The organism is Citrobacter meridianamericanus (genome assembly GCF_041320245.1).
GTDB lineage: Bacteria > Pseudomonadota > Gammaproteobacteria > Enterobacterales > Enterobacteriaceae > Citrobacter > Citrobacter meridianamericanus.
On record NZ_CP101036.1, the window covers coordinates 1,430,121 to 1,448,926 of the forward strand.

Here is an 18,806-nt window from a genome sequence, read left to right on the forward strand (position 1 = left end):
CTGATTACAGATGACATCGACAGACTAAAAAGTGTGTTGATAAACAGAATTTGCCTGGCGGCTGTAGCGCGGTGGTCCCACCTGACCCCATGCCGAACTCAGAAGTGAAACGCCGTAGCGCCGATGGTAGTGTGGGGTCTCCCCATGCGAGAGTAGGGAACTGCCAGGCATCAAATAAAGTGAAGAAGCCCATCCTGCCGGATGGGCTTTTTTGCGTCTGTGCGCCGTGAAATCCGCCGGCTGCGGCGTGCCTGCCTTATCCGGCCCACAAAAGTCCGCACTATATCTGATCGATAACTCGGATCTATTCCTCGAACATATCTGAATCCTTTCTCTGCTAATTAAAACCGTGATCTTTCTCGCACAATAAAGCATAACAAATGTATAACATTTGATTCACCAAAAAATACACAACCATCATTGATAAATTCATGCGATCGTTGGCAGGGGTACAATTTTAATGGCTGATAGCAGTGTAACTGATAACGGGGCGCTGACAGACGGCGATACCCGTCGCCGTATATGGGCGATTGTCGGAGCATCATCAGGGAATCTGGTCGAATGGTTTGATTTCTATATTTATTCTTTCTGCTCTCTCTACTTTGCTCATATCTTTTTTCCATCTGGAAACACCACAACGCAACTCTTACAAACCGCCGGCGTTTTTGCTGCAGGTTTTCTGATGCGACCGATTGGCGGTTGGCTGTTTGGCCGCATCGCAGATAAGCATGGGCGTAAAAAATCTATGCTACTGTCCGTTTGTATGATGTGTATGGGATCGTTGGTGATCGCTTGTCTTCCGGGATATGAAACCATCGGCACATGGGCTCCTGCGCTATTGCTGCTGGCAAGACTCTTTCAGGGGCTGTCTGTCGGGGGGGAATACGGAACCAGTGCAACTTATATGAGTGAAGTGGCCGTTGAAGGTAAGAAAGGTTTTTATGCTTCATTCCAGTATGTGACGTTAATTGGCGGGCAGTTACTGGCATTGCTGGTTGTGGTCATATTACAGCAAACGTTAGAAGATTCAGCCCTAAGAGCGTGGGGGTGGCGTATTCCCTTTGCGCTGGGAGCCGTGCTGGCTATTGTTGCGCTATGGTTGCGTCGCCAGTTGGATGAAACCTCGAAACAGGATGTTCGCGCGCTGAAAGAAGCGGGATCTCTGAAAGGTCTGTGGCGTAATCGTAAAGCGTTTATCATGGTGCTTGGCTTTACCGCTGCTGGCTCGCTGTGTTTTTACACGTTCACAACCTACATGCAAAAATATTTGGTTAACACCGCCGGCATGCATGCCAACGTAGCCAGTGGGATTATGACAGCCGCGCTGTGCGTGTTTATGCTGGTGCAACCGCTGTTTGGTGCTCTGTCAGATAAGATTGGCAGACGTACTTCAATGCTGTGCTTCGGCGCGTTGGCCGCGATTTTTACTGTTCCCATTCTGACAGCATTGCAAAGCGTGACGTCCCCGTACATGGCGTTTACTCTGGTGATGTGTGCCTTGTTGATCGTGAGCTTCTATACATCAATCAGCGGTATTCTGAAGGCTGAAATGTTCCCAGCGCAGGTGCGCGCTCTGGGGGTTGGGTTATCTTATGCGGTGGCTAATGCCCTGTTTGGTGGTTCAGCCGAATATGTTGCGTTATCCCTGAAGTCTGTCGGTATGGAAACGACATTCTTCTGGTACGTTACTGCGCTGGCAGTCGTCGCATTTTTGGTATCATTGATGCTGCATGGGAAGGGGAAAGGTCTGCGCCTCTAGTAATGTGCCAATTGCCAGACCGCATAGCCGGTAGACGCGCCAGCAACATCCCAGGCGAAGTCCTTCCAGCTCCAGCCACTCCCTGCGGGGCGGCTGTCCCACAGCTCTTTTGACGCGCCCAGGCTGACTGAAAACATCAGGCCGATAGCCGCACTGCGATCGCGGCTGTTGCCCTGATGTTGGGCATATTCGTTTCCGGCTGCGGCAAGCATGGCGGAGGCGATAAAGTGTTGAGCCTTGTCTTGCCCACTCCAGCGGTCGTTAGCCATGTGGCTGCAGCCAGAAATGACCAGGATACTGGTAAGAATCAACAGACGCACCGTGGCCTCCATAGGAAAAACCCCGTCACTGGACGGGGTCTTGGTTACAGAATACGGCTAATTAATCTGTCGATACGAATACGGCGTAGTCGACGGATGAGCTTACGTACTTTGACTGGATAGTCGGCAATGCTCTGCAGGTCGCGATAGTGCTTAACGACGGTGGTATGCGTGCGGATGAGCTCCAGCTCTTTATCGCGCTGGGGAGTCAGCTCTTGCTTAGGATCGTGGATAAGAATGGCGTTTTCCAGATCCAGACGCCAGGCGCGAGGGTTAAGGTTGTTGCCAGTCAGCAGCATCCATTTATCATCAACCCACATGCCTTTCAGATGATAAGTGTTGTCATCATCTTTCCATAAGCGCACGACCAGCTGGTCGGTATTCACGTAATACTGCAGTCTGCTCAGGAAACGGCGTAGGTTAATTTCATACAGATAAGGCAGCGCGCCGATGATCTTAAATGGCTCATCTTCGGGAATGAAAAAGTCGTTGGCGGTTTTATCACCGACAATAATTTCGACCTTTTTCCCTTCACGCAGCAGCTGAATGATATTGCGCACCAGTATAGCTGGCAGGTTGAAATAAGGGGTACAGATTGTCAGCTTGTGCTCCGCGCAGGGCATAAGGTGGAAAATGGTCTTATTTAACAGACTGGATTTTCCAAGGCCCACCAGAGGCGTAACCGAAAGCTGTTCATTATCCGCATCCCCCTGAAAATGGAATGACGCATCACGCAGTTCCTGACGGTACAGGCGGATGTCATTTTTAATTTCCGGGCTTTTAGGGCGATTGATATCATCAAGGCGATTAACGCCACGACCGTTCATCAGGTTCTGCGTAACCCAATCGAACATAATATCGGCCATTTGTGCGTTGCGAATCAACTGATAACGGTCATAGCGATATTTATCATGCTGATGCAGATAAACATCGTTCAGACTGGCCCCGCTGTACAGGACGCTATCATCGATGATAAAGCCTTTGAAATGCAGGACGCCAAGCGCTTCGCGGGTGTTAATCGGAACGCCGTAGACAGGGATATCAATACCCGGATTTTCCTGCGCCATTCGGCAATACCAGTCAGCGTTGGTATTCGATGCCGCGGCACCAATACGTCCACGCTGGGCTCGGTGCCAGTCGACAAGCACCCGTACATCCAGCTCTGGACGCTGCCGTTTTGCCGCATAGAGCGCGTCGAGAATGCCTTTGCCACCGTCATCCTGTTCCAGGTACAGCGCTATAATGCAGATCCGTCGCGTCGCGCTGGCTATTTTTTCCAGCAGAGTCTCCCTGAAATTAGCGGGAGCATAAAAGAAATCTACATCATCAACTGACTGAGAAATCTTGGGTAGTTGGGCAAGGTGTTGTTGATGTTTATTACGCTTAAATTTTGACAACATCACAGTGCATTTCTTCTCTGTTCATTGGAGGGTCCTCTGTGCTATGCAGACGACATAAGCGGGCAATGATACCACCAGTACCCATTAATGTGGTCAACATTTCCAGTACCTTACTCACGATTCCTCGAATTGGGCCAGATCAAGCGTTAGCCCAACAATTCCCTCTTCGAGTTGGACGTCAACGACAAACCCGAGTTTTCGGGCCAGGGCGACCATCCCACGATTGTTTGGCATCGTAATACCATTCAAACGTATAAGTCCGTGATCTCGGGTATATGAAATTAACTTTTCCATCAACCGACGACCCAGCCCGAGCCCTTTGAGATCTGAACGTACCAGCACGGCAAACTCGGCGTCAACGTTATCAGGATCCGAGATTGCCCTCGTTACGCCGAGGATCTCTTGCTGATTATCTTTACAGCGTACTGCAACGAAGGCCATTTCCCGATCGTAGTCGATCTGCGTCATATTGGCTAAATCTTCATGGGTAAATTCGTTGATCTCACTGAAATAGCGATAATAAAGATCTTCTTTGGTTACCTGAGATATGAACTGCTGCAGATGAGGTTCGTCCTCCGGTAAAATGGGACGGAACAGGCAGCGTTCCCCGTTTTTCAACTCCACCCATTCTTCAAGCTGATGGGGGTAGGGACGGACAGCCAGTCGGCTTTCGTTGTCCCCCGTAAAAGGGGCAATGTCCAGTGTGACATCCAGGGCGGTAAATTCACCGGCGGAGGCCAGCAGCGGATGAATATCCAGCCGCTGAATTTCCGGACAATCGACGATCAGGTTGGAGACCTGCACCAGAAGCTGGCTTAACCCGGCGATATCCAGCGGGCGTAGTGCGCTGCGAGCGCGGATCTTTTTATTTTTGATTCCCTGGATAACCAGATAACGCGCCAGATTCATGTTCAATGGCGGCAAAGCCACCACGGCTTGCTCTTCTGGTCGCCACTCAACTCCGCCTTCGCCCAGCATAATCAACGGGCCAAATACCGGGTCGTGTTCAACGACAACGCGTAGCTCCTGAGCGCCAGCGCGATTTGCCATACTTTGTACTAATAAACCGTGAATGCGTGCCTGCGGCCAGGCCATTTTCACTCGATCAAAAATCGCATTGGCTGCCTGCTGCACCTCTGTTGCTGTACGCAGGTAGAGCATTACCCCCTGAACTTCCGATTTATGCGGGATATCAGGAGAACGCAGCTTGAGCGCCACTGGGTAGCCGATTTGCTCCGCGATGTGTACGGCCTCTGCACTGTCGCTGGCGATCCATGTCGGCAGTGTGTGTAAGCCATAGGCCTGTAAAATTGGCTGCACTTCATGGGTATCCAGCGACGTTGCGCCTTCTGCAATCGCCTGTTGTAACAGATTATGCGCTTCGGCGGTGTTGGTGGTCAGATTGTCGGGCAGCGCAGGCGTTTCACGCAGTTGCTTCTGGTTGCGCCGGTACTCCACCATATGCATAAACGCCGTGATGGTGCCTTCTGGCGTGCGGTAGGTTGGTAATCCGGCTTCGCTAAACAGTCTGCGTGCTTCCTGTGAGGAAAACTCTCCGCACCAGTTGGTCAGCAACGAGACGAACTTGCCGCGCGGATGATGCTTTACTGCTTCGATCAACGCTTGCGCGCTTTCGGTTCCTGGGGCGGCTGCGCTGGGTGAGTGAATCACCATTAGCGCGTCGAAATCCTGGCTGGCAAGCAAAATATCCACTGTCTTAACATAGTGCTCGCTGCTGGCGTCGTCCCGCAGATCCAGCGGGTTGGCGATGTCAACGTGTTCAGGTAACGCATCGCGTAATTTCTGGCAGGTATCTTCACTCAATGTCGCCAGCTTGCCATTTTTTGACCACAGTTCATCTAATGCCAGTGCGGCAGGCGCGGCTCCATTGCTAATGATCATCAGCCTGTCGCCACGCAGCGGGCGCATGTGGCTCAGGGTTTCCACTGCTGAGAACAGCTCGTGAGTGTCTTGTACGCGTAATAAACCGGCGCGCTGAATAGCTGCATCCCACGCCGGATCCATCCCTGCGCTGGTATGCAGCAGGCGCTGAGCCGCCGGACTGCGACCACTTTTGATCACCAAAATGGGTTTGTTGCGCGACGCGCTACGTGCGGCGGAGACAAAGCGGCGGGCATCGCTTAAATGTTCGAGATACAGCAAGATCGCACTGGTTTTGCTGTCGCGGGCAAGGTAATCAAGCAACTCATCAACGTCGATATCCAGGCTGTCACCCAGCGCGATAAACCAGGAAAAACCCATGTCGCGCTGCTGTGCCCAGTCCAGAATGGTGTTAGAAATCGCCGCCGACTGGGAAATAAATGCCAGCTTACCGCGCTTGATGGGGACGGGGGAAAAGCTGGCGTTAAGCCCCTGCCAGGGAGCGAGAAGCCCCAGACTGTTGGGACCCAACAGACGTATGTTGTAGCGTGAAGCGCAGGCCAGCAGCTCCGCGTGTTGCGTCGTGGGAGCCGAGAGAATAATGCAGGTTTTACAGCCTTTCTCGCCAAGCGCTTCGAGCAACGTCAGGTTGCGGCTGGCATTGGTGCACAACACAGCGAGATCGGGGCTAAAAGGCAGGCTGCTGATATTGGGCCAGGCCAGTACGCCCAACACCGCTTTCCAGGCGGGCGTCACAGGTAAAACAGGTCCGTTGAAACCACCTGCAAGCAGATTACGCATCATCAGGTAACCCGCGCGATTAGGCTTCATTGATGCCCCAATCACCGCAATAGATTTCGGTCGCAGGAGTGCTTCCAGACCACGCTGACTCATATCGGCTTCCTTAATGACACCAGTGACCGAATGATTCTAAACGCTTTCTGACGAGTCTGCTGTGACGCTTCCCTGATGTTGCGTTTTTCCTGCCAGGTAGCGTGTTTTAAAACGCGTGAAGTGCTCACCTAATCCTTCGGCTGCCTGCGTATCGCCTGCCAGATCCAGTAAAGCGATTGCCACTTCGGCAGTGCAATATTGCCCCTCGGCATGAACTTCGCGCAGATGGTAAGCGGAAAGGCGTGACAAATCGACGGAGATCACCGGCAGGTTATCAAGGTACGGGCTTTTGCGAAACATTTTGCGTGCCTCAGGCCAGGTGCCGTCGAGCATGATAAACAATGGGGGCTTACCGGCTGGTGGCGTGAAAATCACTTCACGCTCTTCACCCGCATAGGAGGCCGGGAATACAACCATCGGCTGGTAATCCGGATTTTTCACCAGTTCCAGCAGCGCCTGCGGTGGCTCGGTACGTGACCACTGAAAAGCCGTTGTTTCGGGGAGGATATCGGCAATTAAACGCCCGGTATTGCTGGGTTTCATCGGTTCAGTATCAAACATCACCAGGCAAAAACGGCTTTTCGCCTGAGCTGGTGTCAGCGTTTCACACAGGCACAGTTTCAGCGGTAGCAGGCAGCGCTGACAGCGACGGATGCGATTACCTCGGGCAAGAAAAGGGCGCGTGGCGCGCGCAAGACGCTCGGCACGTAACTGGAGAACGGCGTTATTGGTCATGGGGAAGCACGTTGAAAAATGCTATTGTCTCAAAGGACAAAACGGGGCACAAGATGTGCCCCGCAGAGTTTATAATGATTCGTTAAGCCAGCTATCAAACGGGGCCTTAGGTACGGCACCATTAAGCATGTCGACGATTTCACCTTTTCTGAAGATCATGATGGTCGGAATGCTGCGGATACCGAAACGGGCGCTGAGCTCACGTTCGGCTTCCGTATTCACTTTCACAAAACGTACTTTACCGCTACGCTCTTCCGCGACATCTTCAAAAATTGGGGCGAAGTTGCGGCATGGACCACACCAGGGGGCCCAAAAATCAACCACCACCGGGAGATCGTCTTTTAACAGTTTATCCAGTGTTTCACCGGTCGCATTGATCACCTCCCCATCAAACAGATCGTGACCACAGCGTCCGCATTTAGCCGCTTCCTGGACACGATCGTCGGGGATGCGGTTGATAGCCTGGCAGCTGGTACAAACGGTATTCATAACTAACCTCTGGATGAGTGGAGTGGACTTCCCGGCAGTAATGCCAGTATGTTTCTATTATGTTACATATTATCAGGGAGTCTGTTCTAAACAACAATGCGTTTTATTCAATGAGTACAATAGTCCTTAGCTTTTAAATGAAATAATGGCTAACGACGTGCACATCGGGTAATCTGCGCGCTTCGCGCAGAGCAGGTGGAGAAAAACATGAGCGACGAACTGAAGAACAAAAACGGCAAGGTCAAAGTGATGTACGTCCGCAGTGACGATGACTCGGACAAACGCACCCAAAATCCACGTACTGGTAAAGGCGGCGGTCGCCCCGGTACTTCCCGAGCCGAAGGCGGTCGTCGCCCTGCCCGTGATGACAGAAAGGGTCCGAACAGCGAACGAGGCCGTGAACGTGGCCGTGACCGCGATGTAGAACGCGACCGCAGACGTGAAGATTCACCATGGCGTACCGTGTCCCGCGCACCGAGTGATGATGCACCGGAAAAAGCCGATCACGGCGGTATCAGCGGCAAAAGCTTTATCGATCCGGAAGTATTACGTCGCCAGCGCGCGGAAGAAACGCGCGTTTACGGTGAGAATGCCTGCCAGGCTCTGTTCCAGAGTCGTCCGGACGCTATCGTCCGCGCCTGGTTTGTTCAGAGCGTAACCCCGCGTTTTAAAGAAGCATTACGCTGGATGGCGGCAAACCGCAAAGCCTACCACGTGGTTGACGAAGCCGAACTGGCGAAAGCTTCCGGCACTGAACACCATGGTGGCGTCTGTTTCCTGATCAAAAAACGTAACGGTACTACCGTTAAGCAGTGGGTGAGTCAGGCGGGGGCGCAGGATTGCGTACTGGCGCTGGAAGACATCGCCAACCCGCATAACCTGGGCGGCATGATGCGTAGCTGTGCGCACTTTGGTGTGAAAGGCGTGGTGGTGCAGGATGCGGCGCTGCTGGAATCGGGTGCGGCTATCCGTACTGCTGAAGGTGGAGCAGAGCACGTTCAGCCGATTACCGGTGACAGTATTGTCGATGTGCTGGACGATTTCCGTAACGCAGGTTACACGGTAGTGATGACCTCAAGCGTGAAAGGCAAACCGCTGTTTACGACCACGCTGCCGGAAAAAATGGTGCTGGTATTAGGGCGTGAGCGTGAAGCTCTGCCAGAAGCGGCATGTTCAGCCGACGACCTGTGCGTGGCGATTGACGGTACCGGCAAGGTAGAAACACTCAACGTTTCTGTCGCGACCGGCGTACTGCTCGCGGAATGGTGGCGTCAGAACAAAGCCTGATAATAAAAATGCCAGCGAATCGCTGGCATTTTTTTACTCGCTTTCTGCGGGTAATACCGGCATCCAGTCAATCGGTTTTTCACCTCGTTGTTCCAGCCATTTATTAGCCAGTACAAAGTGATTGCAACCAAAGAACCCGCGATGCGCAGAGAGCGGTGATGGGTGTGGCGCTTTCAACACATGGTGACGCTGCGCATCTATAATCGCGCCTTTCTTCTGTGCGTGAGAACCCCAGAGCAGGAAAACCACGCCTTCCCGATGTTGATTAATCAGGCTAATCACTTTATCGGTAAATGTTTCCCACCCGAGACTGGCATGCGAATGAGCCTGGCCGGCGCGGACGGTAAGCACGGTGTTGAGTAACAGTACGCCCTGGCGTGCCCAGCTTTCCAGATATCCGTGCGTGGGGCGGGTGAAGCCGGGAATTGTTGCTTCCAGCTCTTTGTACATGTTCAGCAACGAAGGCGGAGTGGCAATCCCCGGACGAACAGAGAACGCGAGACCGTGTGCCTGGCCTGGACCGTGGTAGGGGTCTTGTCCCAAAATGACGACTTTAACGTCGCCAAGTTCGGTAAAGCGAAATGCGTTAAATACATCTTTTTGCGGAGGGTAAATAGTCATACCCGACTGACGCTCGCCCGCTACTGTATGCAGCGTGTTAACAAAATAAGGCTGCTGTTTTTCTTCAGCCAGCACATCGTGCCAGGTTAATTCGGTGGCCATCTCGCTCTCCTGCGAATTTTCAATCCCTCTAGCTTAACTGCTTCTTTCGGCGTCGCAAAATTCTGTACGTTTCTCAAGGGGCTACCCCTTAAGGATAGTTGAAAATTTATGTAAAAAGTTTAGTGCTGAATAAGGCGTAAGTTGATGTAAAACAATAAAATCCACCTATCACCACTTTTGATGTGTGGTTTTTGTTGATTTAAATCAAAGATTCAAGGGTGGGTGAGGGGTATATATACACTCAAGCAACAATGGTTTTACCAATTGGCCGGATGACGGCCAACCGAGATCAAATAATTTTGCCGGGGAGGCATCAAATGATTACAGGTATCCAGATTACTAAAGCTGCAAACGACGACCTGCTGAACTCTTTCTGGCTGCTGGACAGCGAAAAAGGCGAAGCACGCTGCATCGTTGCGAAAGCAGGTTTCAATGCCGATGAAGTCGTTGCCGTCAGCAAACTGGGTGAAATCGAATACCGTGAAGTACCGGTAGACGTACAGCCGGAAGTCCGTGTGGAAGGTGGTCAGCATCTGAACGTAAACGTTCTGCGTCGTGAAACGCTGGAAGATGCGGTTAAGCATCCGGAAAAATATCCGCAGCTGACCATTCGTGTTTCAGGTTATGCAGTGCGTTTCAACTCTCTGACTCCAGAGCAGCAGCGCGACGTTATTGCCCGTACCTTTACTGAGAGCCTGTAAGGTTCACGGGGAATAACCCCGTCCAGCAGAGAATCTATAAGCGGAAGATGCCAGTGCGTCTTCCGCTTTTTTATATCCGTTAGTAAAAAATCCTCACCGCACAATACACCAACAGTAATGCCAAAATGATATTCAGCTGCCGACCGTAACGGCGAAAGATGCGCTGAAAAAGATGGCCCGCCAGCGCCCAACAGGCATTCCCGAAGGTGCCGATAAGCGCCAGAAGAAGACTCACTCCAATCAACCACTGCGCGTCCTGCGTATACGGCAATACAAATGTGGATAACGCGGTAATGCCGTACAGAATAATTTTGACGTTAACAAACTGCAGGCCAAAACTCGCCCAGAAGCTAATGGGTTCTGACTGTAAACCATCGTTTGTCGCCGGGCTGGTGGCAATCTTCAGCGCCAGCCACAGAATATAAGCGGCTCCGGCCCAACTGAGCCAATGGATGATGGCCGGGTCTATATTCGCCAGCGAAAACGAAATCCCGGCGCACATCAGCATGACGATTAAAAAACCAAGACTCATTCCGGCCAGAACGCGCGTACTCTGACGAAAACCGTGTGACGTTGCGGCACTGAGCGCAAGGATGTTGTTTGGCCCGGGAGTTAACGCGGTAATCAATGTATAGGTCCAGAATGCACTTAAAAGGGTGGGGGTCACTTGTTATCTCCTCTGTTTTGGTAGACAGTACCCGAGATAAAACATTTAAAAAAATGAATGTTTTTGCATTCTGAGTTCGATATTTTCGATGGGTTGGTGCGGATGGATTTACGTCGGTTTATTACGCTAAAAACAGTGGTAGAAGAAGGTTCATTCCTGCGGGCTTCACAAAAGCTTTGCTGTACGCAGTCAACGGTTACCTTTCATATTCAACAGCTTGAGCAAGAACTCTCGGTGCAGCTGTTTGAAAAAATTGGTCGCCGGATGTGTCTTACCAGCGAAGGAAAACGGCTGATGCCGCATATACATGACCTGACGCGTGTGATGGCCTCAATTCGTCAGTCCGTACAACAGGATGCGCAGCCGAGCGGCGATCTGCGCGTCGCCACCGGTGAAACGTTGCTGGCATATAAAATGCCGCAGGTTTTACAGCGATTTAAACAACGCGCGCCCCATGTGCGGCTGTCCTTACAGTCGCTCAACTGTTATGTCATTCGCGATGCGCTACTCAGTGATGAGGTCGACCTGGGCGTATTTTATCGTGTAGGTAATGACGATGCCCTTGAGATGATGCCGCTTGGCGATCAGTCTCTGGTGTTAGTGGCTTCGCCGTTGCTTCAGCAGATTGATTTTACTCGACATAACCAGCACATTCCCTGCAGCTTTATCATTAATGAGCCGCAATGTATTTTCAGACAACGCTTCGAGGGACTTCTGCGTAAACGGCAGATTACACTGGAAAATACCATTGAGTTATGGAGCATTGAAAGCATCAAGCAGTGCGTATCGGCAAATCTTGGGGTCAGCTTTTTGCCGCATTTTGCCGTTGAGAAGGAGCTACGTTCAGGGGAATTGATTGAATTACCGTTTAGTAAACAGCCCGAGTTAATTACGGCATTGTGCGGCTATCATGCCGGGAAAGCCGTTAGCCCGGCGATGCGGGTGTTTATTGAGTGTATTGAAGAGAGCTTTGCGACGCATGAAAAAAAGCCGGGCTAAATGGCCCGGCATTCGGTTACTCTTTGTCGGACTGCTGAGTAGCAGCTCCGCTCGGCTTACGACGTTTGCCGATATTTTTGGCGTCGCGGTGACGTTTCTTCACGCGCGGTTTCTCTTTTTCTTTGGCTTTTTGCTCGGCGCGCTTCGCCAGTACTTTCTTGGATGGCTTGCCGTTAGATTTCTCACTTGGCGCGCGCGTGGTTGGACGCAATTCGTCGATGACGCGTGCTTTCAGTGGCTCGTCAATATAGCGGCTCGCTTTGCCAAGCAGCAGGTGATCATGCGCTTCAACCAAAGAGATTGCAGTACCTTTACGGCCTGCACGACCGGTACGGCCAATGCGGTGCAGATAAGCATCGCCACTGCGCGGCATGTCGAAGTTAAACACATGGCTGACGTCAGGAATATCGATCCCACGAGCGGCAACGTCGGTGGCAACCAGCACATTCACACGACCATCAGTCAGGCGTTTGATCGCTTCATTGCGTTTGTTCTGCACCATCTCGCCTTCGAGGTAGCAGTTATTGATGCCCGCCTGGCGCAGCCAGCCTGCCAGCTCGTGCACACGCTCGCGTTTACGTACAAAGACAATCGAGCGGGTCGCTTCTGGCTGTTTTAACAGATGGATCAGCAGGGCAGTTTTGTGCTCGATGTCATCGGCACGGTAGTAAAACTGATGGATCTTCTTGCGTTCGCGGGTGGACGGATCCGCCGAAACTTCGACAGGATCTTCCAGCAGGCGCTCGGCAAAGTCTTTGATCGCATCGCCTTCCAGCGTGGCGGAAAACAGCATCGTTTGCTTGCGCCAACGGGTTTCACCCGCGATATGCTCAATGTCCTGGGCAAAGCCCATATCCAGCATACGGTCTGCTTCATCAAGGATCAGCGTCTCAACCGCATGGCAGTCGAAGTTCTCTTCTTTAATATATTGCAGCAGACGACCGGTGGTAGCGACCACGATGTCCTGGTTTTCGCTAAAGACTTCCATGTGGTTCATGTAAGCCACACCACCAGTAATAGTCGCGATATCCAGATGTGTATTCTTCGCCAGTTCACGGGCATGTTCAGCAACCTGCATCGCCAGTTCACGCGTTGGCGTCAGAATTAAAATGCGTGGCGGACCCGATTTTTTGCGCGGGAAGTCGAGCAGGTGCTGCAACGCTGGCAGCAAATATGCCGCCGTTTTACCGGTGCCTGTCGGCGCAGAACCGAGTACATCACGGCCATCGAGCGCAGGCGGTATGGCGGCAGCCTGAATGGCGGTCGGGCGAGTGAAACCTTTTTCCTGGAGGGCATCCAGAAGGCTTTCATCGAGTTCAAGTTCGGAAAAAGTCGTTACAGTCATGTTCTACCTCTGAGTGGGGCGCTGATTATAGACGTTACGGCTGCAATCTTCATCTGTTTGTATGGATATACCTTCTCAGGTATTGTTTTTATCCTATGTTATCGTTTTTTTTCCAGGAAGGTTGTTCTTCATGCCCCAGTCTACATCCGTACTTAGACGTAATGGATTTACTTTTAAGCAGTTTTTTGTGGCACACGATCGTTGTGCAATGAAAGTCGGAACGGACGGCATTTTATTGGGGGCCTGGGCGCCCGTTGCTGGTGTTAAACGAATCCTGGACATTGGTACCGGGAGCGGTCTGTTGGCGCTGATGTTGGCCCAACGTACTGATGAAAACGTCATCATTGACGCCGTGGAGCTCGACGTTGACGCCGCGCAGCAGGCGCAGGAGAACATCGCGCAATCTCCGTGGAAGCATCGCATGAACGTGCATACGGAAGATGCCCAACAGTGGATACCACGCCAGACCGTGCGTTTTGATTTGATCATCAGCAATCCTCCCTATTATGAACAGGGCGTGGAATGTGCTACGCCGCAGCGCGAGCAAGCACGCTACACCACCACGCTCGATCATCAAGCATTGCTTACGCTGGCGGCGGACAGCATTACGGAAGACGGTTTTTTTTGCGTGGTGCTACCGGAGGAGATTGGTAACGCATTTACTCAGCTGGCACTTGGCATGGGCTGGCACCTGCGATTGCGCACGGATGTAGCAGAAACCGAGGCCCGTCTACCGCATCGGGTATTGCTGGCATTCTCCCCGCAGGCCGGGGAGTGCTTTAGCGACAGACTGGTGATCCGTGGGCCAGACCAACGTTACTCTGAAGGTTACACGGCACTGACCCAGGCGTTCTATCTGTTTATGTGATGACTGAGCGGCGAGAGAATTGACGGGCCTGCCTCTGGAAGCTGTTCTGGATAATCCAGCGTGTAGTGCAGGCCCCGACTCTCTTTGCGCATCATCGCGCAGCGGACAATCAGCTCAGCAACTTGCACCAGATTGCGCAATTCCAGTAAGTTGTTCGACACACGGAAATGCGCATAATACTCGTCGATTTCCTGTTGCAGCATGGTGATACGGCGCAGGGCGCGTTCCAGACGTTTAGTGGTGCGCACAATACCGACGTAATCCCACATAAACAGCCGTAGCTCATGCCAGTTATGCTGAATGACAACCAGCTCATCCGGATTTTCTACCCGGCTTTCATCCCAGCCAGGGAGCGTGCTGACGCCGCGCGCATAAGGCATACGCCTGTCGATATCTTCCGCAGCGGACCAGCCGTAAACCAGGCACTCCAGTAATGAGTTCGACGCCATTCGGTTAGCACCATGCAGGCCGGTGTAACTCACTTCGCCAATTGCATATAGCCCGTCGACATCCGTACGACCAAAGTCATCCACCATCACCCCGCCGCAGGTATAGTGCGCGGCAGGAACAATGGGGACTGGCTCTTTGGTCAGATCAATACCCAGTCCCAGCAATTTTTCGTAAATCATTGGAAAATGCTGACGAACAAATTCTTCGGGCTTATGGCTGATGTCGAGGAACATACAGTCAGCGCCAAGGCGCTTCATTTCGTGGTCAATGGCGCGGGCGACAATATCTCTGGGAGCCAGTTCGCCACGCTCGTCAAAATCGGGCATAAAGCGTGAACCGTCCGGGCGCTTCAGGTGTGCGCCTTCGCCACGTAGCGCCTCGGTCAGCAGAAAATTGCGTGCCTGCGGGTGATACAGCGCCGTCGGGTGAAACTGGTTAAACTCCAGATTGGCGACACGGCATCCTGCACGCCAGGCCATCGCAATGCCGTCGCCCGAAGAAATATCCGGATTTGTGGTGTATTGATACACTTTTGATGCGCCACCGGTAGCCAACACTACTGACTTCGCATGGCAGGTCTCAACGGCTTCCTTATTACGGTTCCAGATCCAGGCTCCGACAACCCGACGCGTTCCCGGCAGACCGATTTTATCAGAGACAATCAGGTCGACGGCATTGCTGCGTTCGAGAACCCGGATGTTGGGATGATTTTGCGCCTGGCTGACGAGGGTGGTTTCAACTTCTTTGCCGGTGGCATCCGCCGCATGCAGAATGCGTCGATGGCTATGACCGCCTTCACGGGTCAGATGGTAACTCTCTTCACCGTTGGGCTGAACCTGCGTATCAAATAAGACACCCTGATCGATAAGCCACTGAACGCAGCTACGGGCATTACTGGCGACAAATTCCACCGCATGGCGATCGCACAGGCCGGCTCCGGCAATCAGCGTATCTTCAACGTGGGAGTCGATGCTGTCGGTTTCATCAAACACCGCGGCAATACCGCCCTGGGCGTAAAACGTTGAACCTTCGCTGACCGGACCTTTGCTCAGAACAATGACCTGATGTTTTTCCGCTAGCCGCAGCGCCAGCGAAAGTCCAGCAGCTCCGCTGCCAATGATCAGCACGTCACAGGATAATTCAGGAGTCGTATTCATGTTTTTTGTTTAATTTACTAAACAGTGTATGGTCACCATAGCACCACATTGGGCGATACTGCACGTTTTATTTTTATATGTGTTGCAATGACTAAACATGATAGAAAAGCGTGACGAGGGTGAAATGAGCAAAAATATTTTGTGAAGCAGGCCGTTAGCATCAGATTATGTGATGAAATAAAGTGCCCGTTGGGTTACTCTGCTGGCGGTGAAATGGGCATTTCTTACAGATAGTGCGTTGATTGGGTTATGTAGACTTATAATGAGATATAAGACCTGTCTACAACATGACAAACAAAAAACAATGCGTAACGGAACTTTACGAAACTTGAGCACTCTAAGCATTTGCTTGCTCATAGTGAAGCTGATGGAGTGGCGTTTCGAAAGCGCGTGGAAATTTGGTTTGGGGAGACTTTACCTCGGATGAGCGAGCAGTTAACGGACCAGGTCCTGGTAGAACGGGTCCAAAAGGGAGACCAGAAAGCCTTTAACCTACTGGTAGTGCGCTATCAGCATAAGGTGGCGAGTCTGGTTTCTCGCTATGTACCGTCGGGTGATGTACCCGATGTCGTACAAGAAGCATTTATCAAGGCCTATCGTGCGCTGGACTCGTTCCGGGGGGATAGTGCTTTTTATACCTGGCTGTATCGTATTGCGGTCAATACAGCGAAGAATTACCTGGTCGCTCAGGGGCGTCGTCCACCTTCCAGTGATATAGATGCGATTGAAGCAGAAAATTACGAAAGTGGCGGTGCGCTGAAAGAAATTTCGAACCCTGAGAACTTAATGTTGTCAGAAGAACTGAGACAGATAGTTTTCCGGACTATTGAGTCCCTCCCGGAAGATTTACGCATGGCAATAACCTTGCGGGAGCTGGATGGCCTGAGCTATGAAGAGATAGCCGCTATCATGGATTGTCCGGTGGGTACGGTGCGTTCACGTATCTTCCGAGCGAGGGAAGCTATTGATAATAAAGTTCAACCGCTTATCAGGCGTTGACGATAGCGGGATACTGGAAAAGGTATTAGGCATGCAGAAAGAAAAACTTTCCGCTTTAATGGATGGCGAAACGCTGGATACTGAGTTGCTCAAAGAGCTGGCTCACGACCCGGAAATGCAAAAAACCTGGGAGAGTTATCACCTGATTCGCGATTCCATGCGAGGTGATACCGCCGACGTTCTCCATTTCGATATTTCCGCCCGCGTAATGGCCGCCATCCAGGATGAGCCAGTACGTCAGACGGTGCCATTGATTCCTGAGGCCCAGCCAGCACCGCACCAATGGCAGAAAATGCCGTTCTGGAAGAAAATGCGTCCGTGGGCCGCGCAGCTTACTCAAATGGGTGTTGCCGCGTGTGTATCACTTGCAGTTATTGTTGGCGTCCAGCACTATAATGGGCAATCTGAAACGTCCCAGCAGCCCGAAACACCGGTATTTAATACATTACCGATGATGGGTAAAGCCAGTCCGGTAAGCCTGGGTGTACCTTCTGACGCGACGGCCAGCGGCGGTCAGCAACAGCAGGTACAGGAGCAGCGTCGTCGTATTAATGCCATGTTGCAGGATTACGAACTGCAACGTCGACTGCACTCTGAACAGCTTCAGTTTGAGCAGGCCCAAACACAGCAAGCCGCTGTACAGGTGCCAGGAATTCAAACTTTAGGAACGCAATCGCAGTAATGAAGCAACTTTGGTTTGCCATGTCACTTGTGGCTGGTAGCCTGTTCTTCTCTGTCAACGCCTCGGCCAATCCTGCGTCCGGGGCGTTGTTGCAGCAGATGAATCTGGCCAGCCAGTCGCTAACCTATGAGCTGTCATTTGTCAGCATCAATAAACAGGGTGTTGAATCCCTACGTTATCGCCATGCTCGCCTGGATAACCGTCCGCTAGCACAACTGTTGCAAATGGATGGGCCGCGCCGGGAAGTGGTGCAACGTGGCAATGAAATCAGCTATTTTGAGCCAGGTCTTGAACCGTTCACGTTGAATGGCGACTATATCGTTGACTCTCTGCCATCCCTGATTTATACCGACTTCAAACGCCTTGCTCCCTACTATGATTTTATCTCAGTAGGCCGCACCCGTATTGCCGACAGGCTCTGTGAAGTGATCCGCGTGGTAGCCCGAGACGGTACGCGTTACAGCTATATCGTCTGGATGGACACGGAGACCAAGCTGCCGATGCGTGTTGATCTTCTTGACCGTGATGGCGAAACGCTGGAACAGTTCCGCGTCATCGCCTTTACCGTAAACAACGGCGTCAGCGACAGCATGCAGACGCTGGCAAAGGCCAATCTGCCGCCGTTGCTGTCAGTTCCTGCGGGCGAGAAAACCAACTTTAACTGGAGTCCGTCGTGGTTGCCGCAAGGCTTCAGCGAAGTTTCCAGCAGTCGACGCCCGTTGCCGACGATGGATAACATGCCGATCGAATCGCGGCTTTATTCTGATGGCCTGTTTAGTTTTTCTGTGAACGTAAACCGTGCGACGCAAAACAGCGCCGAGCAGCTGCTGCGTACCGGGCGTAGGACGGTCAGCACCAGCGTGCGTGACAACGCGGAAATTACGATTGTGGGCGAGCTCCCACCACAAACGGCGAAGCGTATCGCGGACAATATCAAGTTCAGGGCAGCACAATGATTAAAGAGTGGGCGACAGTCGTCTCCTGGCAAGATGGCCTGGCGACGGTTAGCTGTGACGTTAAAGCATCATGTAGCAGCTGCGCTTCCCGGGCTGGATGTGGGAGTCGCGTGCTGAACAAACTTGGGCCACAGACCACACATACCATTGTGGTGCCGAGTGACGAACCCTTAACACCCGGACAAAAAGTTGAACTGGGCATTGCCGAGGGTAGCCTGTTGGGATCAGCGATGCTGGTCTATATGTCACCGTTAGCGGGACTTTTTCTTTTCGCGGCGTTGTTCCAGGTGCTGTTTGGTTCCGACCTTGCGGCGTTAAGCGGTGCGGTACTGGGTGGCGTGGGCGGATTCCTGATAGCCCGTGGATTCTCTCGTAAGCTTGCTGAGCGTGAAGCCTGGCAGCCGGTCATTCTGAACGTTGCTCTCCCGCCCGATCTCATTCGCATTGAAACCCAGCAGTGATACCTTTGCCGGAGGGGAGGTAACGCCATCCGG

At 52.2% G+C, this 18,806-nt stretch carries 19 protein-coding genes and 1 rRNA gene; 11 read left to right on the forward strand and 9 right to left on the reverse strand.

Translation table 11 applies throughout. From position 1 onward, the window contains the following. Positions 1 to 53: 53 nt before the first annotated feature. Both rrf and NMD08_RS06800 read left to right on the forward strand, forming a co-directional pair. A 5S ribosomal RNA gene (rrf, locus tag NMD08_RS06795) occupies positions 54 to 169 on the forward strand. A gap of 291 nt (positions 170 to 460) precedes the next feature. After that, positions 461 to 1,759, forward strand: a complete 1,299-nt coding sequence (locus tag NMD08_RS06800; protein ID WP_210904466.1) for an MFS transporter — start codon at positions 461 to 463, stop codon at positions 1,757 to 1,759. Here the strand turns inward: NMD08_RS06800 and NMD08_RS06805 are convergent. From NMD08_RS06805 to trxC, 5 genes are all read right to left on the reverse strand, one after another. Further along, positions 1,756 to 2,079, reverse strand: coding sequence for a YfiM family lipoprotein (locus NMD08_RS06805; RefSeq protein ID WP_151217696.1), 324 nt, complete (start codon positions 2,077 to 2,079; stop codon positions 1,756 to 1,758). The two genes, NMD08_RS06800 and NMD08_RS06805, sit on opposite strands and share 4 nt — an antisense overlap. A 44-nt stretch (positions 2,080 to 2,123) precedes the next feature. Next, the gene (gene pssA, locus NMD08_RS06810; RefSeq protein WP_003835350.1) at positions 2,124 to 3,479 is read right to left on the reverse strand and encodes a CDP-diacylglycerol--serine O-phosphatidyltransferase; all 1,356 of its coding nucleotides are present in this window, start codon (positions 3,477 to 3,479) and stop codon (positions 2,124 to 2,126) included. A gap of 114 nt (positions 3,480 to 3,593) precedes the next feature. Then, positions 3,594 to 6,254: a protein lysine acetyltransferase gene (gene pat / locus NMD08_RS06815; protein ID WP_286538849.1), complete on the reverse strand. Its 2,661-nt coding sequence runs from the start codon at positions 6,252 to 6,254 to the stop codon at positions 3,594 to 3,596. A 36-nt stretch (positions 6,255 to 6,290) separates the two neighbouring features. Further along, on the reverse strand, positions 6,291 to 6,989 hold the full coding sequence (tapT, locus tag NMD08_RS06820) for a tRNA-uridine aminocarboxypropyltransferase (RefSeq protein WP_187253577.1): 699 nt from the start codon (positions 6,987 to 6,989) through the stop codon (positions 6,291 to 6,293). 69 nt (positions 6,990 to 7,058) lie between these two features. Next, positions 7,059 to 7,478, reverse strand: a complete 420-nt coding sequence (gene trxC, locus NMD08_RS06825; protein ID WP_003037559.1) for a thioredoxin TrxC — start codon at positions 7,476 to 7,478, stop codon at positions 7,059 to 7,061. Between the two features lie 207 nt (positions 7,479 to 7,685). On the opposite strand from trxC, the gene NMD08_RS06830 reads away from it, so the two are divergent. After that, positions 7,686 to 8,765 carry a tRNA/rRNA methyltransferase gene (locus NMD08_RS06830; RefSeq protein WP_151217694.1) on the forward strand — a complete coding sequence of 360 codons (1,080 nt, stop codon included), beginning with the start codon at positions 7,686 to 7,688 and terminating at the stop codon, positions 8,763 to 8,765. Between the two features lie 33 nt (positions 8,766 to 8,798). On the opposite strand, the gene ung is transcribed toward NMD08_RS06830, so the two are convergent. After that, the gene (gene ung / locus NMD08_RS06835) at positions 8,799 to 9,488 is read right to left on the reverse strand and encodes a uracil-DNA glycosylase (RefSeq protein ID WP_151224102.1); all 690 of its coding nucleotides are present in this window, start codon (positions 9,486 to 9,488) and stop codon (positions 8,799 to 8,801) included. A gap of 317 nt (positions 9,489 to 9,805) precedes the next feature. Between ung and grcA the strand changes: the two genes are divergently transcribed. Beyond that, positions 9,806 to 10,189 carry an autonomous glycyl radical cofactor GrcA gene (grcA, locus tag NMD08_RS06840; RefSeq protein WP_003037563.1) on the forward strand — a complete coding sequence of 128 codons (384 nt, stop codon included), beginning with the start codon at positions 9,806 to 9,808 and terminating at the stop codon, positions 10,187 to 10,189. A 79-nt stretch (positions 10,190 to 10,268) separates the two neighbouring features. Here grcA and eamB read toward each other — a convergent pair whose 3' ends face one another. Then, positions 10,269 to 10,856, reverse strand: coding sequence for a cysteine/O-acetylserine transporter (gene eamB / locus NMD08_RS06845; protein ID WP_151217692.1), 588 nt, complete (start codon positions 10,854 to 10,856; stop codon positions 10,269 to 10,271). Positions 10,857 to 10,958: 102 nt separating this feature from the next. Between eamB and NMD08_RS06850 the strand changes: the two genes are divergently transcribed. Further along, positions 10,959 to 11,855: a LysR family transcriptional regulator gene (locus tag NMD08_RS06850; RefSeq protein WP_210904467.1), complete on the forward strand. Its 897-nt coding sequence runs from the start codon at positions 10,959 to 10,961 to the stop codon at positions 11,853 to 11,855. Between the two features lie 16 nt (positions 11,856 to 11,871). Here the strand turns inward: NMD08_RS06850 and srmB are convergent, their stop codons facing one another. After that, a complete protein-coding gene (srmB, locus tag NMD08_RS06855; protein WP_016154054.1) occupies positions 11,872 to 13,200 on the reverse strand; it encodes an ATP-dependent RNA helicase SrmB in 1,329 nt (442 codons plus the stop codon). A 130-nt stretch (positions 13,201 to 13,330) separates the two neighbouring features. Between srmB and trmN the strand changes: the two genes are divergently transcribed. Further along, positions 13,331 to 14,068: a tRNA(1)(Val) (adenine(37)-N(6))-methyltransferase TrmN gene (trmN, locus tag NMD08_RS06860; protein ID WP_187253574.1), complete on the forward strand. Its 738-nt coding sequence runs from the start codon at positions 13,331 to 13,333 to the stop codon at positions 14,066 to 14,068. Here the strand turns inward: trmN and nadB are convergent. Next, positions 14,053 to 15,675: an L-aspartate oxidase gene (gene nadB / locus NMD08_RS06865; RefSeq protein WP_151217690.1), complete on the reverse strand. Its 1,623-nt coding sequence runs from the start codon at positions 15,673 to 15,675 to the stop codon at positions 14,053 to 14,055. The genes trmN and nadB overlap by 16 nt on opposite strands. A 262-nt stretch (positions 15,676 to 15,937) precedes the next feature. On the opposite strand from nadB, the gene rseD reads away from it, so the two are divergent. The 5 genes from rseD to rseC are packed head-to-tail and all read left to right on the forward strand — an operon-like array spanning position 15,938 to position 18,773. Beyond that, positions 15,938 to 16,102, forward strand: coding sequence for a rpoE leader peptide RseD (gene rseD / locus NMD08_RS06870; RefSeq protein WP_151217689.1), 165 nt, complete (start codon positions 15,938 to 15,940; stop codon positions 16,100 to 16,102). Continuing rightward, positions 16,099 to 16,674 carry an RNA polymerase sigma factor RpoE gene (rpoE, locus tag NMD08_RS06875; protein ID WP_003037573.1) on the forward strand — a complete coding sequence of 192 codons (576 nt, stop codon included), beginning with the start codon at positions 16,099 to 16,101 and terminating at the stop codon, positions 16,672 to 16,674. Before rseD ends, rpoE begins: the two co-directional genes overlap by 4 nt. A 31-nt stretch (positions 16,675 to 16,705) precedes the next feature. Next, complete coding sequence (rseA, locus tag NMD08_RS06880; protein ID WP_047501529.1) at positions 16,706 to 17,356, forward strand: anti-sigma-E factor RseA; 651 nt, start codon at positions 16,706 to 16,708, stop codon at positions 17,354 to 17,356. After that, positions 17,356 to 18,312 carry a sigma-E factor regulatory protein RseB gene (rseB, locus tag NMD08_RS06885; protein WP_151217688.1) on the forward strand — a complete coding sequence of 319 codons (957 nt, stop codon included), beginning with the start codon at positions 17,356 to 17,358 and terminating at the stop codon, positions 18,310 to 18,312. The genes rseA and rseB overlap by 1 nt, the downstream gene beginning before the upstream one ends. Continuing rightward, positions 18,309 to 18,773, forward strand: a complete 465-nt coding sequence (gene rseC / locus NMD08_RS06890; protein WP_187253573.1) for a SoxR-reducing system protein RseC — start codon at positions 18,309 to 18,311, stop codon at positions 18,771 to 18,773. Before rseB ends, rseC begins: the two co-directional genes overlap by 4 nt. Positions 18,774 to 18,806: the final 33 nt, after the last annotated feature.